Source organism: Bacillus clarus (assembly GCF_000746925.1).
Lineage (GTDB): Bacteria > Bacillota > Bacilli > Bacillales > Bacillaceae_G > Bacillus_A > Bacillus_A clarus.
Genome location: NZ_JMQC01000009.1, coordinates 91,849 through 112,367 on the forward strand (window position 1 = coordinate 91,849; position 20,519 = coordinate 112,367).

The following is a 20,519-nucleotide window of genomic DNA, read 5'->3' on the forward strand; positions in this document are numbered from 1 at the left end:
GAAAAAAATGTTTGTTTTACTTAATGTGTTCACAAAATTAAATAGAAATAATAAGTATAAGGTGGTCTTCAGCAAAACGAAAACTACCCTCACGAAGTAATCTTTCTAAAATGCTGGTGGACATACTGAAATACTTGCTATGCAGATGTAATCATGAATCCCTCGTATTTATAATTGAAGGCGATCAAGCAAACAATTAGAAAAGAGGGGTTTTCCTTTTGTAATATATTAATTCCCATAAGAATCATAGTATAAAATGATTCTCTTTTTAGATAAACATCTTATAAAAAAGGAAGCTATTTAGGATTGCGTTTTAATTGTTTTCTTATGATATCTTTAAATTTTTTATATTGGAGGAAACCTAAAGTGAAAAAACGTAATGCTGAATTTTTAATAGCTTTGATTGGATCTATATTAGGAACTATTAGTTCTTTTTTCGTTTTCTTATTAACAGGGTTCATTCCGGCTACGCAGAATTCGCTATCATATATGTTTTCTGGTTCTTTTATAGTATTTTTGCTTCAAATTGCAGCTATAGTTCTTTCTTGCAGTATTAACTATATAAACAAAAAGTTATATGGGGTAATAATGATTAGTATTGCGCTTATTTCTTTATCTACATATTTTCTCTTCTTGTTGATACCTGCCGTTCTTTACATGATATCTGGTGGATTAGCATTTAGACCACTAGAAAATCATTCACTTCAGAAAAAAGCATAAAAAAGGCACTAAATTTTAGTATCTTTTCTTTATATAAAACTTCCTTATACAAAATCTTGAAATCCATGGAAAATATCAATTTATATCACTTGAAAAACTATCGATTTTTCTTAAATTCTTCTATTTCTTTTCTCTTTTTCATCAATCTTCTACAAGGTTAGTATAAACATCTTACTCTAAAAAGATTCCTTGGATTCTTACTTGGATATTAAACCTTTATGTCTTGTATTCTTCTTAATATTTATTATTAATCAAATTACATTCGTTATTTTATTGTCAATTTCACATTAATCAACTGTAATGGTGAATGTATACCTTTCATCAATTTTAACATTATAATTCACATTAAAGTTTAATGTTTATTTATAAAAAATTGTAAAGGAGATGACTTAACATGAATAAAAAATTAAGAATAACAGGCTTTGATTTCGCACGAGCATTAGCTATTTTAGGAATGGTTATTGTTAATTATAAACTAACTATGGGGACCGAATATAAAGGTTCAACATGGATGATTTACTTAACTAGTATTTTTGATGGGAAAGCCTCTGCAGTATTTGTTATTTTAGCTGGAATTGGAATTTCTCTTATGACAGAAAAAGCACGCATAACTAAAAGTACTAACCTCATAAAAAAAAGTCGACAAATCATTTGGAAACGCTCTATATTTCTTTTAACACTGGGTATGTTTCTGTATCTAATAGGATGGAAAGCTGATATATTACATTATTATGCATTCTATATGTTTATATCGTCTTTTTATATCATTACATCTACTAATACTCTGTTATATTCTTGTATTAGCATTTTAACTATATCTCAAATTTTACAAATCATATTTAATCATGTCGACAAATCAAATCTATTGATCGATGGTCATTCTCCATTTCCTAAATTGGCTGATATTTTAAATAATCTTCTATTCAATGGATATCATCCTATTTTTCCATGGATTTGTTTTCTCTTACTGGGTATGTGGTTAGGGAGGCTGAATTTTAGATTACCTGAAGTCAGAAAAAAATTACTATTGTTTTCACTAATTTCAATGATTATATTGGAAACTTTTTCCTTTCTTCTTATCAAAATAACCAGTCCTTTGTTAGGAACGGAAACTGCTGACTCTCTATTTTCTACAACTCCAGTACCACCAAATATATTTTATATTCTCTCTAGTTCAAGTATAGCTATAATAGTAATTGTTTTATGTATATATTTCACAGAAAAATTCGCTGGAAAAATAATAACAAAAATACTTATTCTAACTGGACAAATGTCATTAACATATTATATTGGCCACGTCTTTGCATTAATTATTTTTTCATATTTAGGATTAGTAAATGATGCGGATTTACTCACAACTCTTATACTATCTTTGACTTTTTATATAAGTGCAATGTGTTTATCTTATTTTTGGAAATTGTATTTTACAAGAGGACCAATTGAATTGATAATGAGAAAATATAGTGATTAATAATCAAAATCAAATTATTTATATACAATGTATATTTGTTTTTCATTGAAAGTAAAAAAAAGCTAGTTTTCAAAATTAGCTTTTTTCTATATATACAATCATCAAACTCTTTTGCACTTAATCCATTCACGTTTGTTATGTTTTTCCCAATAACTCACTAATATCCATGTTGATACTGCGCCTAAAACAAATTTCTTAAACATAATACCACCTCTTTTCTGAGCTTTTAAACTATAACATTTACCTTAATATATAAATTTTAATACCTTAGCATGCAGGTGGAATAGAAAATCCACTAAAATTCTCATCATCAGAGTAGACCCAGAGTGGTTTAAGGAAACCTGTTAGCCTCATGGAATGATAATACTTGAAGTTACAGTTACTCTTTCGGAACTTATGATTTCCCACATCTATATTTATCTAGTGTATTAGAACTAAATTAAACTTGTTAGAGACCTGGTAAAAATTGATTAGGCATCTATTTAAAGTCTAATTAGAACAATTTAAAATAAATTAATCTATTCTCCTATATACATCAGTATGTTTTTATCTTTTATAAAAGTCCAAACAATACAGCCGAAAGGAATGAACTCTTCCGGCTGTAAAGATGTATAAATTAGCCTAAAGCTTAAACTTCAACTAACTCCTTAGTATCTTCATAGATTTCTCCCATAGTCTCATGAGAAATATTTTTAGATAAATCTTCTTCAGATGCATAACTAAAGACCACAACAGTACGGTGAGAATCATTTTCTAAAGGTGTCACCCTATGTAATGTAGTACCAGCTTTCATAAGGTAACAATGGTCTTGAGGAACATATACATTTTGAATTTCATGACTTTCAAGTACCGCTTTTAATCCAGCTTCAGGGTTCTCTTTATCCCATACAGTATTAGGAATATATTCAACAATAGCACCTTCACCTTCTTTAGGTGCTTCAATTACCCAAATTAAAGCAAAAGTGTAGTCATCCCAATGCCACCCATGAGTATCACCTGTTTTTTGCTGATTATTAATAATAAATTCTTCTGGTGTATATGGAATACGATGTACTGGTTCATTATTATTTAAAAATGTTAAGAAATTTAAAATCACTTCAGATTTGAAAAATGCTGGAATTATCTTTCCTTTTTCAGAAATACTGTCACGATTTACTACATTGAAGTTACGAGGGGTATTACCTGTGGCTTTAATTGTAATATCACGACGCTTTGCATTTTCTGAAAGAAGATATTTCGCTTCAGCAGACATATCTGCAATTAAAGGCTTTGGGATTAATTCTTCTAAAATAACAAGCTGATTTTCCATAAACTCATTTTTTAAACTAGCAATGTATTCTTCAGAAAATCCATTTAAATGATCTTGAACTAGTTTATCAAATTTTTCTTGGAACATAAAAAATCCCCCTAGAAATTTACTTATTATGTATTTCTTTAACATTTTCACCTCGTAAAGTATCATATATTAAGTTTTTTGAATGGTCAAGCAAAATAGAAAAATCTTTATTTTCTAATTTTAAGTTCTTTTTTCATTTAAATTTCATTTTAATGGATTATAATTACATATATTTGATATTTATTTGAAATTAATGTATTTTTATGTACAAACACACTAATTTATAAATTCAGAAAATAAATTCATTAATAACAAAAAAAGAGGAGTGTACATAGTATTCATCTGCAAAAATCATGTATTACATGGATTGGAAATTTTAAATATACCTAATGTTAAAAAAAACCAAAAGACAGTTAGGTGCTATTACCAACATTACCAAAAAAATAAATATCGGTAATAAAGAATACGCTTAATTCATTAACCCTCAACTGTGTTATATGTTATATCAGAAAAATATTCCTAAGATATTCCTTATATCTTTTATCTGAAATTAATGCATTTCATAGAGAAAACATATTATCAAAAAAATTAAATCCTATGTTTATATCATCAGTATAAAACATAGGATTTTTTGAAGTGACAAAGATATACCCTCTATCTTATAGGTCCAATACACTACAGTTTTTCTGAAGAAACTTATAACTTTATTGATTCTTTCTTGTTTTGAGTTTCCATTTCATTTGTTTGGATAATAGTTAACATTGTACCCGTTATAATATCCGCCTTGAGAGACACCGGCTAATTTACATAGCTCCAATACGGGGTATTTACAAGCTAAAGTATCTATAACATCAAAAATTGCTTGTTTATCGGATTTCACCTCCTTAAGTTTCTGTATAGCTTTTTTAAAAATTCATTCTCCATTCGCAAACGTTAATTTTCTGCTTCTAAATCCACAGGAGTAGGGGAAATAACTTTTCTCCTTCTTGGCCTACTTCTTCCTAGCTCTATAACACCATGTTGCTCATATGTCTTCACCCATGTACGAATATAAATATGACCTTTAACTTGTAATGCCTTTGCCACAGCTTTATAACCCATTCCTTGTTTATAATACATGTCCATAATTGGTAATAATTTAGACAAACATAAAGACCGTAGAAATAATTAATTTCTACGGTCTTTATTACATTTATTTAAAATTCTTTCGTAGTGGCTCCCATACCTCGAATCGTTTCCGTATCCCATGTATGCAAAATTGCATACAGATTCATATTGATAATCGTTATCGTTGTAACTATAATGGTTTCAGTAGGTAGATTTTAAATTTACTTATTGAAACTTTTTTATTAAAGAATATTAAAGGAGGATTTAGAATTATGAAAAAAGTTATTTTAGCAGGAGCATTAGGAATTGCAGTACTTTCGGGTATGAACTTACCAGGATTAGAAACACCAAAAGCTAGTGCAGCAACTATGAATTTAGAAGTTCAAGAGGTTACTAAATATTATTCTTTGAGTTCATACGAAGTGTCTCAAAAAGAATCATTTAATCTTAAAAAAGGGGAAGAAGTTATGGTTTTTGTAACTAATTCAGGATTCCCGATTTCTTATACAGTCTTTGATGCAGACAACCAAGTAATTGGTACATACAGTGCTAATTCAGCTTATGGACGTGTATTCAAAGCACAAAAAGATGGTAATATTTCTGTACAATTTCAAGCAGGAGTGAATTCTACATTTATGAAGAAAATGAATTTTTCAGCTAAATTCGCCCTTTCTAAATTTAATTAATGATAAGAAATTTTTCATGTTATGTAAACAATAACATGAAAAAGGCGTATCCTATTTATTTTGGATATTCATTAACTCATTGGTATAAATTATGTTTTTTACAATTTTCCTTTTGTATGCAATATTGCATACAAAGGCCCCTATTTCTTTTGCTATAATTTTAAGAGTAATTGTTGCATCCAACAATTCATTACACTCTATATTCATTAATATAGAAACCCTAATTGCAAACAAAAAGAGAAGAATATTGGTGATTCTTCTCTTTTTGTTTGCTTTTTTAGTAATAGGTTTAGTAGATGGATACTCTTATGATAGCTATCAAATTACTTAAAATAATTAGGTTAGAACTACTTTTGGACTATCACTTCTGGTTTTCATACTTCTTCACCAGACAATAAAATTTAGTTTTTGTTGCATTAGCTTGCTCCATAGCTTCTACAGCTATAATTTTAGCTTTAGGTCTTCCCAAATGCTTTCCCTGTCTTTCAGCTTCCTGACTGCACTTGACACAGAATCTATCATTTGTCCCGTTTTCGAATTTTATTCACTCGTGTATACACTTCATCTATCACTCACCTAATGGTAATTCCTAAATTCATCATTGAAAATCACAATATCTAGATGTTATTATAATATTGTTCTCCCCACGGTTGGAGATCACTCATTTGCTAAAAGGAGCCCATGCCCTAATGGGTTCTTTTTTGTGTAACTACATACTATTTTCGAGTGAGTGGTTCGCTTCTTTTTCTTCATGTGTTTTTTCACATGGAAAGGAGGTGAATCATATGGAATTCAAAGTTATCCCTTAACAACAAATAAGAAGGAGTGACTTTCATTTCATTACGAATCATTCCAAACTGTATATATACGTACACTTTCTAGAATCCCCTCTAATTCTTCTTGTGTTGCTCTAGCAAATTATAACCCTTGTAACTTTTCTCTAAGTAACCCTTCATCAAACGTTCTAAATCCTGACATGATGTTGCCATTTTAACAAAACTTTGCGCACTTCCTTTTAATCAAACATTAGCAGTCCTCCCATATCGTTCCTCCTTGTTTTTAGGAGATAACATTTGGTATAAATATAAATGCGTTAGATTACATGTATTTTCTCGAGAGCGTTCGTTGCCATCGGACGCTTTTTTATTTTCTGGTAGTATTTCACAAACATTTCTGTTAGCATTTAGTTACCGATATGTGTAACAACCGGCCTGTGCTTCTGTACGGGCTTTTTTGATGTTCCTATCAGCTAATCCACCCTCTCACTATAGATTTATCGTTTTCCGACAGAAGACTCCTTCCTAAAAATAGAAAGCTTGCAAAAGCAATCAGTAAAGTATCTTGGTCACAATTTCGAACTATGTTGGAATATAAAGCAAAGTGGTATGGCAAATAAGCTGTTGTGGTATCTAACACATTTGCTTCTAGTCAATTATGTTCCAATTGTGAATACTAAAACAAAAACCTTAAAAATGTAACAATTCGTGAGTAGTATTGCGCTTCTTGTGGCACACATCACGATAGAGATCGAAATGCAGCACTAAATCTTAGTAACGAAGCAATTCATCTCTTAACCGTAGGAACTAAGGAGATAACCTAATGAATTAGAAATCTCCCACTTCAAAAACTGTACCTTGAGAGGTGCAAGATGCATGCCTCTTCTTATTCAATTCTGAAATTAATTTTTGGAATATCCCTAACCTTTGGTATTGCATCCTAACTAATTGTATATAAAAAACGTCAATCAGGAAGGCTTTACTTTTGACATAATTCTTGTTATCGATAGTTAATTATTCAACTTCCATATTTCTTGTTCCCCTTACAATCGTTTCAAGAAGATAGTCAAGTTTTTGAAGGACGCTCTTACTGCCGGCGTTCACAAGCAAGACGTACAGCAAGACCTGTCAAGACGCTTGCCATGAGCCAACGCTGCACTCGCAGCCACGTTGGGCGTGTGCCAAACCACTTGGCAACTCTACTTGCTGTAAATACAATTAGGAGGTTGACTATAAAGCTAACAGTTATTTGCGTAAGGCCCAAAAGGGCACCTTGTAGAAGCAACGATCCCTTCTCAGGGTCTTCAAATTGAGGTAGAAGTGACACATACAAAATAGCAATCTTAGGATTCAGAAGGTTAGTCATGAGTCCCATTAGAAATAATTTCCGTGGTGGCTCAATAGAAATAGTACGAGGTTCCATAATAGATGTAGTACCAGGTTTAATCGAATTCCATGCGAGCCAGAGCAAGTAAGCGGCACCTGCCCACTTGACTGCTTCGTAGACAACAGGAACAGCAAGGAAAAGAACTGTAAGTCCGAACATTGTTGCGATTATATAGATTATGAAGCCAAGCATGATACCCAATAGAGAAATGACTCCTGCCATGCGCCCCTGCGTAATGGAACGGGAAATGAGATAAATCATGTTTGGCCCAGGTGAACAAACCATGCTAAGTGAAACAAGTGCAAAAGCTAGCAAAGTACTAAAACTGACCATGAATCTTCCACCCCTTTATCTTACATAAATTTCTTATTGTTCATTTTATCATGATTGACGAGAGAAAAGATTAATATATAGCTATTCATATGAGGTTAACATAAAGTCTCATTATCGGTACTTAAAAAGATTTTCTGCTTATTCCCTCCCTTTTTAGTTTGAATACTTTTCTTCAGAATCTCGCAATAATAAAATTTTTTATGCCCAATTTTATTAAATGCTCCAATATAAAAATAAAAGCACAATTCTTATTCCAGAATTGTACCCGATTGTTGCATAACATGAAGGTATTATATCGACAATAGTTACCCTAAAAACATAGCAAATAATTAAAGCACGGAAAATCTTCCCGTGCTTTTCCAAATATATATATTATTTCAGAAGATTTAGTTGCCATAGGGCACCGAACTGATGGTGTACTTATCCTAACTGGCGTTTAAATGCTTTACTGGCGAAGAAGTAAGCGATAACCATGATGCCTACGCACCAAGCAAGTGCAATCCAAATATCGTTGCCAACAGATCCTTCATACAAGAGGGCACGAATCGCATTCACGATTGCAGTCACAGGCTGATTCTCAGCGAACGCACGAACAATTTTTGGCATCGTTTCGGTAGGAACAAAGGCCGAACTGATAAAGGGCAGAAAAATTATCGGGTACGAGTAGGCTGTCGCCCCTTCCATAGACTTCGCTGTCAACCCGGGAATGACAGCCAACCATGTCAGCGCCAGCGTAAACATCCCAAGTATCCCTGCTACCGCGAGCCAATCCAGAATATTAGCACTGGAACGGAAGCCCATTAAGAGCGCAACAAGGATAACCACCACGATAGTAAGCACATTAGCAACAAGTGAGGTTAATACGTGAGCCCACAATACCGACGAGCGCTTGATGGGCATAGTAATGAAACGTGCCATCAGCCCGCTCTTTACATCCGTAAACAACCGTACGGAAGTGTAAGCGACACCGGATGCGATAGCCATCAACAAGATTCCCGGTAATAAATAATTGACGTAGTTATCCGTTCCTGTCTCTATGGCACCACCAAATACGTAAACAAACAACAGCATCATCATAATCGGTGTAATCGCTACCGTAATAATCGTATCCGGACTGCGCATGATGTTGCGCATTAAACGCCCTAGTAATACCCCTGTTTTACTTTTCATTTACATCTCCTCCTTTTTGCCGATGATTGCAAGGAAAATTTCTTCCAACGTCGGCTGCCTCTCGATATACTCCACTTTTGCTGGTGGGAACATTTCTTTTAGTTCAGTAAGGGTACCAGTCGTGATAATTTTTCCGCCATGCAAGATAGCGATACGGTCCGCCAATTGTTCTGCTTCCTCCAAGTACTGGGTCGTCAACAAGATAGTTGTGCCACCGCCTGCAAGTTCCTTGACGGTATCCCACACTTCAATCCGCGCTTCGGGGTCAAGTCCTGTCGTCGGTTCATCGAGAAAAATGACTGCTGGCGTCCCGATCAAGCTCATGGCGATATCAAGCCGACGCTTCATCCCACCTGAATACTGGTCTGCCCTGCGGTTGGCCGCATCGGTCAGGCTGAATCTTACAAGCAGATTATCAGCGACTTGAGCGGGATTGGAAACTCCACGCAACTTGGCGATCATTATCAAGTTTTCTCTCCCAGTGAGCATGCCATCTAAAGCTGCGAACTGCCCTGTCAGGCTGATGCTTTGACGAACATGATCCAGTTGACGCTGGACGTCAAAGCCGCAAATACTTACTTCGCCACCATCTTGCTTCATCAGCGTCGAGAGGATGTTGACCGTTGTCGTCTTGCCCGCTCCATTTGATCCCAGCAGTGCAAAAATTTCGCCACGCTGCACCTCAAAATCCACCCCCTTTAAAACTTCCTTGTCTTTAAAGGATTTTTTTAACCTTTTTACAGAAATTGCTGTATTGCTCATACTTTTTTCCTCCTTATAAAAAATGTTTTGCAAAGCTAGACTGTCTACACTCCTCTATTTAGTGTTACTGATAATCCGTATTACTTAGTACTAGGTTAAAAATATAACTGAATAGCGATGGCGGCAATTCACATTTGTAACCAGCTAATCAGTCGGTATTATCTATTGCATTTATTTTTTTCTCAATTGCTTCATGATACTATTGTTCAAATCTTCACGATACTTAGAGACATACGTTTTAGCGTTTGCCACTAGTTCGTCAGCAAAGGATGCCACGTCCTCCCCAGTGATTTCCAGCACTTGTCTGCCTTCCGCCGCACCGGCTTCAAACAACTCGATTAATTCATACTGTATGTGTAGCATATCCATCCCGTTGCCCGCTGAGAAATTCCACATGTAGTTTTGAATTTTCTTAAACACAAACTGGTAGTCCTCTGGCAGGACTCCAACCCGTGCCATCATCATTTTGTACTCTTTTTTATCACCAATTAATTTTTTGAACATTTCCATCATATTATTTTTCCTCCTTTTTTATAAAGCAGAACAAGAAACTTCCAAAATATCAGCCAGAATATTTTATCTTATGAGGCTAGTTTGACTTCAAGACGTTAATTTTTGACGATACAAAATCCCATTTTTTCCAAAACAATTCAAGCTCCTGGCGGCCAGCCTCATTTAGTGAATAAAACTTGCGAGGCGGTCCCATATCTGACGGTTTTTTTTCAATATTCACAAGTTTTTTCTTTTCTAATCGCACAAGGATGGTATAGACCGTCCCTTCCACGACTTCAGTAAACCCCAGCTCATTCAGGTGGCGGGTAATCTCATAGCCATAGGTTTCACGGCGGCTGATGATTTCCAGCACACAACCTTCCAGCGAACCTTTCAGCATTTCAGTTAAATTTTCCATGTTCTGATCCTCCTCTACCCCCTCTATTCTGTCTGACTTATATTCAGTATCACAGAGTACTAAGGTGAATTTTTACTGAATAGCTTTTGGGAAATCATGCTATTCAGTATTACTTATTACATATATATTGTATCACAGAGTAGAGGGTGTCAACTATTTTTCTTAAAAATATTTTTGCAACCTCACTATTCAGTGTGACCTATTACAGGTATATCGTAACACGCAGTAGATGAACTGTCAAATGGATTTTCTAAATATTTTTAAAACCGGCTAACCTCATTGGATACAGCCGATTTTCTTTATGGAGCTTTCACTTCCTCCTATGCTTCTTTCACAATGATTACACCGCGGATCATTCCCATCCAGCAGCTGTACATGTAGGTTCTCGGTTTCTCTGGTGTGAAAGCGATGAGGTTTTCTCCTACTTCCAGTGATTTCTTAATCCCATATTCATACTGTGAAAACAATTTTAGAGATTTCCTTGTCGCTACTTTGCGTTCTATGACAAGAACTCCTATACTTCTTTTAAATCAGTTTTTAATTTACATTGTTGGAGATGGAAATCTCGTAGCTTCAAAGTGTGTACTTGAAGGATTTGAAACAATTATACCAGCTAGGGTACTTTTTACAGATACTTGTACTACATCTCCAGCGTTTAACTGAATATTAGTAGAAACAGATGTAATATTGTTATTTGTGATTGTACTAAAAAAATCATTATCAATGGCTACTTCAGTATTATTTACCCTGATGGCTATTAATATTCTATAATCGGGAGAGGGAAAAGTAGCAGGCCTAAATTCTTCCGCAATTTGAAGACAAAATAATTAACCTCCTCTATTCATGAGAGATAATACATTTAATGCCGCATGTTTTTTTGTTTGTACGTTTGTCCAGACTGATTCCATTATAATTTATAGAAATGAATATCGTATTCATGTAAGGTTAACATAACGTCCTATTATCAGTAGTCAATAATGAATAGAAATTTCGTTATGGGGAGATTTTGATTCTTTAGGTTGATGGCGATGTGGCGGGACCCCTTATTGAAAACACAGAAAAGAAAATACAGGCCCCAGAAAAAAAAAAGTTTAAAAATCAACAGGGAAGTATTAAAATTTCCAGTCAATCCAAAGAAGAACTTGAAGCGCTAATGAAACTCACAAACACGAAATATGCTCACGAAATAATTGATTTACTTATAAATTGTTATGTGGAAAATGAATTGACTGTGGAGCAGAAAATAAAATTCAAATTACTAACCGAAATATAAAAAAGAAGTATCCCTGTTTCTAATTAGGGGTACTTTTTATTATGTATCTAAAGATACATGTATCTTTTTATCTTTGTATCTTTAGATAAATGTATCCTTTTTTTCGGAGATTGAAAAGTATAGTGACCTTTATTAAGTAAAAGATTTTAGCAAAATTAAGTCTGTTTGTAAGTTAGCTAGTATGTCTGCTAATTCATTTCTTAGTCCTTCAATAAACGCTACTTGTAATGTAATTAAAATAAGTGCTTGATCTATAGGAATTCTACCAGCTAAACCCAAAGTTACAATCAAAATTAGATCAATCTGAGCTCTTTCAATTTCTCTTAATTTTGTTCTAGCTGCTCTTGCTTGTTCAAGAATATCCTTAAGAACAATTTTTTTATCAAGAGTAAGAGACATTATTACTCACTTCCTTTCCTTTAGATTCGTCTAACCTTCTAATAATGGCTTAATTAATTTTTCAACTTCTTTCAAAATTTCTTCTATCTCTTCTGCATCATGGTGAACTTTCTTAATATCTTTACGCAATTCATGACGTAATTTTTTCAATTGATTTTCAATTTCTTTATTATTTGGCATTCTTATACCCCCAATAAATTAGAATGATATATTTTATGCATAGAGGAATAGAGATGAAACGGACATTCAGACCAATCAAAAAAATATTCCCTTTTATTTTTAATCTCCCAATACAAAAAAATGTTGAAGGTAGACAAGCATACACTTCTACTTTCAACATTTGTATAGTTTATTCGAAACCACTCACCAGAACTTCCACCACGGCTTTTTCTTCTCTTTTGCTGCAGCAACTTCTTCACGATATTCCTGCATTAATTTCTTTTCCTCTTGGATTTCACGTAATGTCTTCATGAGATTTTCATCTTAAAACCGAATGCCATGAAATTTATAAAGCTATAACGAAAATCAAAACAGCTCTAGGGATTTCCCACGAGTTGTTTTTTTCTATATTTTCACAATAACAAGGTTCTACAAGCTTCCCTATGAATATGTTTTATATTTAGGGAAGCTTGGCGAAGAACTAACAAATCCTTTATGGGGAGTATCACAAAATCTTAGCTTGATAGATATGGAGTACCGCCCACATTTTAACGAAAATATACGCTAAGCCCTCGATCATGACCATTTTAGCGTTTTTTCATACTCTAAGATGGTCATGGTAATAGATCCCGGACCATCAGTCTTACCTTAACTGATCAATCATCTCTTTTGACGTTAACACATTTCCAAAATACGGCATGATTTTCTTTTCTACATACATTTGATCTTCAATGGTGTGAGCAGCCGTGCAATCAGAGAGTAATGTGCAATGATACCCTCGATCATAGGCATCACGGATGGTCGATTCTACACATACTTCCGTCACAAATCCAGCAAAAGCAACATGACGTATTCCTCTAGCACGAAGTAAATGGTCCAGGTTGCTTCCAGCAAAACCGCTGATTCCTTTTCTTCCTTCGGCTACTAAATCAGATGCTGCCGGGGTAAACTTCGGATAGATTTCTGCTCCATGAGCATTTTGTTGAAATCTTTTATTTTCCTTAATGATTGAAACAAGTGCTGTTGCATCCCTCAGAACCTCTCTATAATCTGGAGTAAATGAAAGCGGAACATGAATAATAGTAACTCCCTTTTTTCTTAACTCATCAAGCAAGTATTCTGTATTTGACACTAATCCTTTCTGCTCTAATTGTTCTTTAATAACAAAGTGTAAAGAACCATCTGGAGAAAGCCATTCATTTTGAAATTCAATTAGTAAGAACGCTGTTTCTTTTGCATTCATTGAACTACACTCCTTTTTGTTAGTCGAATGTATATCATATACATTAATTATTACTTAAACATAAAAAAATCCTTTTAATTCAGGAGTAAATTGAAGAAGGATTTACACTTGATGTAGCAGCTAAAAAAGTTGAAGGTTGGATGAAAAATATTAATGAAGTTTTTCTTAAATTAGCGAATACTGCTTCTAACAAAATAGATGTTGAATAATTCCAACTCTCATCAAAAACAGCCGATTGTACTTAGCGTATATTTTCGTTAAAATATGAGCGGTACGCCTTATTGTTTATTCTTAGCTTTCATTTGTTCTTCATATACAAACTTTACTGTCATAAAATCGTTAGGGAAGTCTTTCAATGCGTTCTTTATAACATTTAATTCTTCTTGTGATTTAATTTCGATACCATTTAAGAAATCGAATGCTTTAGATTGTTCATCAACAACAAAGTTTTGAGTCATGTAATCATCTTTGAAGTCTTGTTTAGCTTTTTCTTTCACTTTATTCATTACTTCTGTTTTATTGATGTTTTTAACAGGATTCGTCAAAGATCCTGTAGGTTGCTGCGGTTTCGCTTCTTCTTTCTTTTCCGGTTAAACTGTAGATTGTTGAACTTCTGGTTTAGGTTCATCTTTTTTAGACTGTTCTTGTGGAACTGTCTTCGCAGCAGGCTGAGTTTGTTGTTCTTGTTTTGCTAATTCCTCTTTTAACTTCTTTACTTCAGCATCTAGGAAGTTATTCTGGGTTTCTAATAATGCTATGTCGCCTTTTAATTTATCGATTTCTTTAGCTTTTTCTTCGTTATCTTGATTAGTATAACTAGTTTTTGGACTTGCAGTTGTTTGTTGTTCTTTTGCAAGGGTACTAAATCCTAACATCATAGCTATAATTGCAAATAAAACAAACGACGAAATTGATGTCCCAAATAAGATAGCGGAGCTCATATGTGATTTCTTTGTTTCTACAATTTGTTTTTTCTTTACCAATTCGATCATTAGAAAAACTAATGATGCTATGAAAGCAATGATACCGAACCATAATAAAGTTCCTGCAATAGCTTCACCGGTTATAGCCTCTGTCCCAAGATCTGTATTTCCAAACAGTTTAAAACTGTTATAGAGACCTCTAATAAACAATAAAACTAATATTCCTATACTGCTTAAAATAAGCATTTTATTAGATATTTTCATTTCCAACCTCCAAAAATGTAAGATTTCAACTCAAGCATAACAAATCCAGTTACACCTAGATTGTCTTATTCTGTCGAAAGGAAATAAAAAAGAGAGTAGAAGTCTTAAAGATGTAATTTTATTCCAATCCAAAGCATTTATTAGGTATGATAAGTATTTTGCGGAGGTGACGTATGTCAGGAGAAAATGAGTTTGACTTATATGAGATTTTATATGGCACTGCGCTTGATCCAAATTCAATAGGTCCTACACTACCACCTGTTCCACCATTCCAACTGCCTACAGGACCTACTGGTCCAACTGGAGGAACCGGAGCGACTGGACCAACAGGTGCTACAGGAATTGGAATAACGGGTTCTACTGGTCCAACAGGAGTGACTGGACCAACAGGAGCGACAGGATTAACTGGAATTGGTGAAACAGGTCCTCAAGGTTTACCAGGAGTAACAGGTCCGACTGGATCTACAGGAACAAATGCACCATCAATTAATTTCCGTGCGGAGAAATTCCCTTTTCAAGAGTACTCTCCCGCAGCTTTTCTTCAAGTATCATTTGAAGACATCGTATTTAATAATGGAGGTGGTTATTCTTCAATCACTAACACGTTTACGGCTCCTATAAATGGTATTTATTCGTTTACGGTTAACTTGAATTTTGCTTCACTCGTTCCGCCAACTGAAGTATTCATTGAGATAAGAAAAGATGGCGTGAATATAAGTTCTGGTACAGCGACTTTTAATACCATAGGTATCTCTTTTATAAACCATACAACTATTATTGATTTAGAAGCAGGTCAGAAAATAACTGTGTTTTTTTCATCACCAAAAGCGGGAGTTCTTAATCAAATTTCTACCGCATATTTTAGTGGAACGATATTACCTTAATTGGTACAGAAAAAAGAGAGCCAAGTGGCTCTCTTTTCATAATTTTACCTCTAGTAAATGGAAAATATTTCTTTTATTATGGAATCAAATCACAGTATTTCTTGGTTCTCACCTAAGAATCGTACATAATGGTCAAGTTGTTTACAAAAGTTCTCTCTTTGGCTTTCAGATAACGCCCCATACGTTTTTGAACACCATTGATTATGTAGCATTTCATCATCTGTAACGTCAGTACGTCCAGTAAGCACGTCTAACGTTACATTGAAATAGGAGGCGAGACGAAACATTGTCATAAGATCAGGCTCAGAAAATCCATTTTCATAATTGTTAATCTGGCTTCTGCTAAGATTCAGTTCATGAGCTAAATCTGCTTGTCTTAAAGAACGAATTTTTCTAAGTTTTTTTAAAGTTTCACCTAAAGTTTTCATACTATTAGGCCTCACCATACATACCCATCAACTTAAGAAAAGTAAACACCCCCAAAAAGAAAAAATGAGCCAAATCCCCCAAATAACTAACTGTAGAAAAAGAGAATTTTCATTTAGGGTGTACTTCAAAACCTTAGCTTGGTGGACATGGGGGGTGGTACTCAGTATTGTAAAAAATGTTCTAATAGGGTAGTATAAATTTATATTTATTGGTCGGTTGACCAAACAAAAATAAGAAGGTGAAATACAATGTCTAATTCTAAAAAAACAGCTACTCGGGATCAAATACTAATGGCTACGTTTGAATGCTTAGCTGAAAAAGGTACAACCGCTATTACATTACGAGATATTGCTACAAAAGCGGAAATTACTTTAAGTTTAATTCACTATTATTTTCCAACAAAGGAGGGCTTATTAGTTAACGCTACCTCTTATGTCATGCAAAAACAAATTAAAGAAATTCAGAATGAACTCTCACATATACAAGATTTCTCAGAGAAATTGAAAAAACTTATATTTGTAGTACATCATCAATTCAAAAGTTCTGAATGGAGAAAAGTGTATTTTAGTTTATTAGCAGCAGCAGCTTGGTCACCGAAAATTATGGAAGAAATTCGAGTTCTACAGAACCAACTGATAGACCTAATTCAAGAATATGCGCAAGCTTCCAATGTAGAAATCCCAGATTTAGAAGCATTCTCCAGGGCTTTATTGGCTTCGATAAATGGATTAGCGTTACAAGTTATGCATGGGGCTTCAGAAGAACAAATTGCTCCGGCATATGAGGTTATAGAAAAAGTATTTATTAGCATCTGCACCCCAAAAAACACAATGAGCGATTATTAAACTATATAATTCCAAGAAAATTCATGTGCCAATCCATTATTCCATGACACCAAATGAAATGAAGGATTGCAAAACATTATAAAGTGAGGTTACAGCATGACCGCATATGGATCATTTTATTTTTTCGCTATAGTGGGTATTTTATTGATACCTACTACCGTAGCTGGATTAAGAGGTAAAATGTTGCGCAAATATAATGCTGTCTTAACGCTAATTATGCTTGCTATTATCTTCTCGGATAAACCAAATCAAGCAATGATGTTAGCAGTATTTATTATTTGGCAATATGTCCTTATTAAAGGCTATTTACTACTAAGAAAACAAAATAATAATACGTTCATGTTTTACATGGCTGTTATTTTGTCGATTTTTCCACTGATTTTGGCAAAAATTGCACCATTTGTACCTGAATTAAAATTCATTGTTTTTACTGGTATATCTTATGTAACATTCAGGGCAGTACAAATGGTATTTGAAATTCGCGATGGCTTAATTAAAGAATGCTCATTTTTTAATTTCTGGGAATTCATTTTGTTCTTCCCTGCTATCTCGACCGGACCTATCGATCGTTACCGAAGATTCAAAAAAGATATTCAAAAACCACCAAGTGCTGAAGAATATTACAATCTACTATATATAGGGATTAACCGTATTTTTCAAGGTTTTCTGTATAAATTTATACTTGCTTACTTAATAAACCAACATATTATGAGTACAACAATCGCTCACCAAGATACAATTTTATCAAATATGATTTACATGTATAGCTATAGTTTATATCTATTTTTTGACTTCGCAGGTTATAGCTCATTCGTAATTGGTGTCAGTTATATGATGGGGATTAAAACACCAGAAAACTTTAATAAACCTTTTATCAGTCGTAATATTAAAGATTTCTGGAATCGTTGGCATATGAGTTTATCATTCTGGCTTCGTGATTTTGTATACATGCGCTTTGTCTTTTTCGCAACAAAGAAAAAGCTCATTAAAAATCGATATACGATTTCATATATTGGCGTCTTTTTAAACTTTTTTATTATGGGAATTTGGCACATTACAGGTCATGATATTGCTCAATATATTATTTATGCTCTATATCATATTGCTCTGTTTATTTTATTTGATATTTTCGAACGAAAAAACAAGAAGCATAAATTTTGGCCAAACAATACGTTCATGCATGTCCTTGCAATTGTGATTACATTCCATTTCGTATGTTTCGGTTTCCTAATCTTCTCTGGGCACCTAAACAAATATTTTTAATGAATAACTTCTTTTCTCACAACTTACTTTGATGTATGTTTCGTCTACCCTCTATGAATCTACAGAAAGAATAGCGTATTTTTGCATTTTAGGGGGTATCTCATTTTTATATATCCAATTCAATTTCTTTGTTCATGCAACAAAATTTGTATTTTTTACCGCTGTTACAAGGACAATTCTCATCAAATTATGTCTTGATAACGTACAATTTTCCCGAAATGATATGGTGAGGCCTATAATGTAGTGTTGAATCACAATTTATTTATAATTCTTTGAACGAAGAGATTGAATGTTTATACAGTCAGTAAGGTATGTGAAGTTATATAAGAAGTAATACAAAAACCAATCTATTAATCAGTAATATAGATTGGTTTTTAACTTAGTGAACCAACACTCTAACTATTTTATTAGATATTCCTCTAATTCTTTCAATAAAACCTTAGCACCTTCAGGACTTAATGTGATTTTACTATCAGCAATTTTAAAATTCTTTTCAGATATATCTCCCGTTATCAAACCAGAATCTTTTACTTTATATGGCTTTAACACAACGCTGTCCTGATCCATAAATATTTCGGTTCTGGTGCAAAAACTTCAGGGAAATTGCAAATAATCTCTAAATCTTGGACATACTGATACTATTACTCTAAAAAAGGTGTGTGATCGGTATGAAAAAGGAAAATTTGTTCGAATGGAAGCACTATCAACCTGATATTATCTTATTAACGGTAAGATGGTACCTACGGTACAACCTAAGTTTTCGTGATTTGGTGGAAATGATGGAGGAACGAGGTTTGTCTATTGCTCACACCACTATTATGCGTTGGGTGCATCAATATGGACCTGAATTAGATGAAAGAGTACGACGTCATCTTAAGACAACAAATGATTCCTGGAGAGTCGATGAAACGTATGTGAAAGTAAAAGGTCAATGGATGTATTTATATCGCGCAGTCGATTCAGAAGGAAATACCATTGATTTTTATCTAAGTGAATCAAGAGATAAACAAGCAGCCAAGCGCTTTTTCAAGAAAGCCTTGGCTGCTTCTCATATTTGTAAACCTCGCGTAATAACAGTAGATAAGAACCCTGCCTATGCTGTAGCAATTCAAGAATTAAAAGAAGAGAAACGTATGCCTGAAGGCATACAACTAAGGCAAGTTAAATATCTCAATAATATAGTGGAACAAAATCACCGTTTCATTAAGAAACGTGTACGTTCTATGTTAGGATTCAAGTCATATATATGAAACAGCCACTTCTATATTGAGTGACGTTGAAACCATGCATATGATGAAAAAAGGACAACTTCACTTACAGGTGAAGTCTGCCCAAAATGAAGTTAGATTCATACATAAATTATTTGGAATTGCATCATAATCTACCATTGAACAGTCTATGCAGGTTTCTATGCCTCTATCAAATGATTTTTGCACCAGAACCATTTTTTGTTTAGCGTGGGTTTTTTCCAAAATACTGGCGGTACCCCTTGATTTGTAAGATGATTTTGAGGTAGCACCAATAAAACGCGAATTTCGTATGCTAAGGATTAAAATCTTTAATCAAACTTGTTTATAAAAATGAGTAACTAAAGAAGGAATAAAAAAATAAATCATTTTTAATGTTACAAATATCCTTAAATTCCCTTAAATTGTTATATAATATTAGTAAATATAATTTAGTAGGTGCGTAATTATGACAGAAAGTCACTCTTTAGATAAAAAAATAATTTAATTGCACGTTTAGACCGACAGCTAGATTGGATTAAAAGCTGTGACACTAAAGCATCAATTGTTATTGCAGTCCTTGGTGTATTCCTTACAATATTTACATCTGAAAATTCAATTAACATGCTACAAAAAATACTTTCACAACCACTAAAGCACATTAATTTTGCAAACTTCTTATATCTATTATTATTTGTTGTTTCATGGGTTATCTTTATATTTGGAGTTTATTGTTTAGTTAGGGTTCTAATACCTAGGTTAAATAAAGACGTATTAGCATATGAAGGAATTCATAATGGGTCACTTCAATCCTCTATACTTTTTTAAACAACCCACAGATTAATTACAATAAAGTTGTTTGAAATTCGGCTTTGGAGATATTTTCAAATACGTTCAACATCCAAACTAAGCTAAGGTAATTACAAATGAAAGTGTCCTATTAATATTTCAAA

The 20,519-nt window shown here is 33.6% G+C and carries 21 protein-coding genes and 6 pseudogenes; 10 read left to right on the forward strand and 17 right to left on the reverse strand.

Going from position 1 to position 20,519, the window contains the following annotated elements; all coding sequences use genetic code 11:
- The first annotated feature begins 366 nt into the window (after window positions 1-366).
- Window positions 367-720: a hypothetical protein gene (locus tag DJ93_RS27165; RefSeq protein WP_042984540.1), complete on the forward strand. Its 354-nt coding sequence runs from the start codon at window positions 367-369 to the stop codon at window positions 718-720.
- A 394-nt stretch (window positions 721-1,114) separates the two neighbouring features.
- Window positions 1,115-2,191, forward strand: coding sequence for a DUF418 domain-containing protein (locus DJ93_RS27170; protein ID WP_042984541.1), 1,077 nt, complete (start codon window positions 1,115-1,117; stop codon window positions 2,189-2,191).
- A 628-nt stretch (window positions 2,192-2,819) separates the two neighbouring features.
- Here the strand turns inward: DJ93_RS27170 and DJ93_RS27175 are convergent.
- Together DJ93_RS27175 and DJ93_RS27180 are read right to left on the reverse strand one after the other, a co-directional pair.
- Window positions 2,820-3,587 (reverse strand): HalD/BesD family halogenase, encoded by a 768-nt coding sequence (locus tag DJ93_RS27175; RefSeq protein ID WP_042984542.1) that lies wholly within the window; start codon window positions 3,585-3,587, stop codon window positions 2,820-2,822.
- Between the two features lie 873 nt (window positions 3,588-4,460).
- Window positions 4,461-4,673: a helix-turn-helix domain-containing protein gene (locus tag DJ93_RS27180; RefSeq protein WP_117287987.1), complete on the reverse strand. Its 213-nt coding sequence runs from the start codon at window positions 4,671-4,673 to the stop codon at window positions 4,461-4,463.
- Window positions 4,674-4,906: 233 nt separating this feature from the next.
- On the opposite strand from DJ93_RS27180, the gene DJ93_RS27185 reads away from it, so the two are divergent.
- Window positions 4,907-5,320: a hypothetical protein gene (locus tag DJ93_RS27185; protein ID WP_042984544.1), complete on the forward strand. Its 414-nt coding sequence runs from the start codon at window positions 4,907-4,909 to the stop codon at window positions 5,318-5,320.
- Between the two features lie 815 nt (window positions 5,321-6,135).
- Here DJ93_RS27185 and DJ93_RS34135 read toward each other — a convergent pair.
- Window positions 6,136-6,229: pseudogene (locus DJ93_RS34135) on the reverse strand (ArpU family phage packaging/lysis transcriptional regulator); the annotation flags it as partial.
- 394 nt (window positions 6,230-6,623) lie between these two features.
- On the opposite strand from DJ93_RS34135, the pseudogene DJ93_RS31620 reads away from it, so the two are divergent.
- A pseudogene (locus DJ93_RS31620) lies at window positions 6,624-6,920 on the forward strand (zinc ribbon domain-containing protein); the annotation flags it as partial.
- 263 nt (window positions 6,921-7,183) lie between these two features.
- Here DJ93_RS31620 and DJ93_RS27190 read toward each other — a convergent pair.
- The 6 genes from DJ93_RS27190 to DJ93_RS32920 form a co-directional block, all read right to left on the reverse strand.
- Window positions 7,184-7,816 carry a LysE family translocator gene (locus DJ93_RS27190; RefSeq protein ID WP_042984546.1) on the reverse strand — a complete coding sequence of 211 codons (633 nt, stop codon included), beginning with the start codon at window positions 7,814-7,816 and terminating at the stop codon, window positions 7,184-7,186.
- 420 nt (window positions 7,817-8,236) lie between these two features.
- Window positions 8,237-8,986 (reverse strand): ABC transporter permease, encoded by a 750-nt coding sequence (locus DJ93_RS27195; RefSeq protein ID WP_042984547.1) that lies wholly within the window; start codon window positions 8,984-8,986, stop codon window positions 8,237-8,239.
- Window positions 8,987-9,748, reverse strand: a complete 762-nt coding sequence (locus DJ93_RS27200) for an ABC transporter ATP-binding protein (protein WP_042984548.1) — start codon at window positions 9,746-9,748, stop codon at window positions 8,987-8,989. It lies immediately after the preceding gene.
- A gap of 171 nt (window positions 9,749-9,919) precedes the next feature.
- A complete protein-coding gene (locus DJ93_RS27205; RefSeq protein ID WP_042984549.1) occupies window positions 9,920-10,261 on the reverse strand; it encodes a DUF1048 domain-containing protein in 342 nt (113 codons plus the stop codon).
- Window positions 10,262-10,337: 76 nt separating this feature from the next.
- Window positions 10,338-10,658 (reverse strand): PadR family transcriptional regulator, encoded by a 321-nt coding sequence (locus DJ93_RS27210; protein WP_042984550.1) that lies wholly within the window; start codon window positions 10,656-10,658, stop codon window positions 10,338-10,340.
- Window positions 10,659-10,978: 320 nt separating this feature from the next.
- On the reverse strand, window positions 10,979-11,125 hold the full coding sequence (locus DJ93_RS32920; protein ID WP_161785271.1) for a hypothetical protein: 147 nt from the start codon (window positions 11,123-11,125) through the stop codon (window positions 10,979-10,981).
- Between the two features lie 563 nt (window positions 11,126-11,688).
- On the opposite strand from DJ93_RS32920, the gene DJ93_RS27215 reads away from it, so the two are divergent.
- Entirely contained in the window at window positions 11,689-11,931 is a 243-nt protein-coding gene (locus DJ93_RS27215) for a hypothetical protein (protein WP_042984552.1), read from the forward strand.
- A gap of 132 nt (window positions 11,932-12,063) precedes the next feature.
- On the opposite strand, the gene DJ93_RS27220 is transcribed toward DJ93_RS27215, so the two are convergent.
- The 5 genes and pseudogenes from DJ93_RS27220 to DJ93_RS27230 form a co-directional block, all read right to left on the reverse strand.
- Window positions 12,064-12,330, reverse strand: a complete 267-nt coding sequence (locus DJ93_RS27220; protein WP_042984555.1) for a hypothetical protein — start codon at window positions 12,328-12,330, stop codon at window positions 12,064-12,066.
- Window positions 12,331-12,360: 30 nt separating this feature from the next.
- On the reverse strand, window positions 12,361-12,510 hold the full coding sequence (locus DJ93_RS32925) for a hypothetical protein (RefSeq protein WP_161785272.1): 150 nt from the start codon (window positions 12,508-12,510) through the stop codon (window positions 12,361-12,363).
- Window positions 12,511-12,693: 183 nt separating this feature from the next.
- Window positions 12,694-12,813, reverse strand: a pseudogene (locus DJ93_RS31625) (DUF3967 domain-containing protein); the annotation flags it as partial.
- 319 nt (window positions 12,814-13,132) lie between these two features.
- The gene (locus DJ93_RS27225) at window positions 13,133-13,732 is read right to left on the reverse strand and encodes a cysteine hydrolase family protein (protein WP_052109718.1); all 600 of its coding nucleotides are present in this window, start codon (window positions 13,730-13,732) and stop codon (window positions 13,133-13,135) included.
- Between the two features lie 278 nt (window positions 13,733-14,010).
- Window positions 14,011-14,673: pseudogene (locus DJ93_RS27230) on the reverse strand (hypothetical protein).
- Window positions 14,674-15,092: 419 nt separating this feature from the next.
- Between DJ93_RS27230 and DJ93_RS27245 the strand changes: the two are divergent.
- On the forward strand, window positions 15,093-15,803 hold the full coding sequence (locus DJ93_RS27245; RefSeq protein WP_052109720.1) for a complement C1q domain-containing protein: 711 nt from the start codon (window positions 15,093-15,095) through the stop codon (window positions 15,801-15,803).
- An 89-nt stretch (window positions 15,804-15,892) separates the two neighbouring features.
- On the opposite strand, the gene DJ93_RS27250 is transcribed toward DJ93_RS27245, so the two are convergent.
- Window positions 15,893-16,249 carry a helix-turn-helix domain-containing protein gene (locus tag DJ93_RS27250; RefSeq protein ID WP_241484381.1) on the reverse strand — a complete coding sequence of 119 codons (357 nt, stop codon included), beginning with the start codon at window positions 16,247-16,249 and terminating at the stop codon, window positions 15,893-15,895.
- Between the two features lie 231 nt (window positions 16,250-16,480).
- On the opposite strand from DJ93_RS27250, the gene DJ93_RS27255 reads away from it, so the two are divergent.
- Together DJ93_RS27255 and dltB are read left to right on the forward strand one after the other, a co-directional pair.
- Window positions 16,481-17,077, forward strand: a complete 597-nt coding sequence (locus DJ93_RS27255) for a TetR/AcrR family transcriptional regulator (protein WP_042984559.1) — start codon at window positions 16,481-16,483, stop codon at window positions 17,075-17,077.
- A gap of 96 nt (window positions 17,078-17,173) precedes the next feature.
- The gene (gene dltB, locus DJ93_RS27260; protein ID WP_042984560.1) at window positions 17,174-18,340 is read left to right on the forward strand and encodes a D-alanyl-lipoteichoic acid biosynthesis protein DltB; all 1,167 of its coding nucleotides are present in this window, start codon (window positions 17,174-17,176) and stop codon (window positions 18,338-18,340) included.
- Between the two features lie 106 nt (window positions 18,341-18,446).
- Here dltB and DJ93_RS31630 read toward each other — a convergent pair.
- Both DJ93_RS31630 and DJ93_RS32930 read right to left on the reverse strand, forming a co-directional pair.
- A pseudogene (locus tag DJ93_RS31630) lies at window positions 18,447-18,521 on the reverse strand (SEC-C metal-binding domain-containing protein); the annotation flags it as partial.
- A gap of 218 nt (window positions 18,522-18,739) precedes the next feature.
- Window positions 18,740-18,889, reverse strand: coding sequence for a hypothetical protein (locus DJ93_RS32930; RefSeq protein ID WP_161785273.1), 150 nt, complete (start codon window positions 18,887-18,889; stop codon window positions 18,740-18,742).
- Window positions 18,890-19,008: 119 nt separating this feature from the next.
- Between DJ93_RS32930 and DJ93_RS27270 the strand changes: the two are divergent.
- Both DJ93_RS27270 and DJ93_RS35040 read left to right on the forward strand, forming a co-directional pair.
- Window positions 19,009-19,720, forward strand: a pseudogene (locus tag DJ93_RS27270) (IS6 family transposase).
- Between the two features lie 353 nt (window positions 19,721-20,073).
- Window positions 20,074-20,394, forward strand: a complete 321-nt coding sequence (locus DJ93_RS35040) for a Pycsar system effector family protein (RefSeq protein ID WP_479370983.1) — start codon at window positions 20,074-20,076, stop codon at window positions 20,392-20,394.
- The last annotated feature ends 125 nt before the right edge of the window (window positions 20,395-20,519 follow it).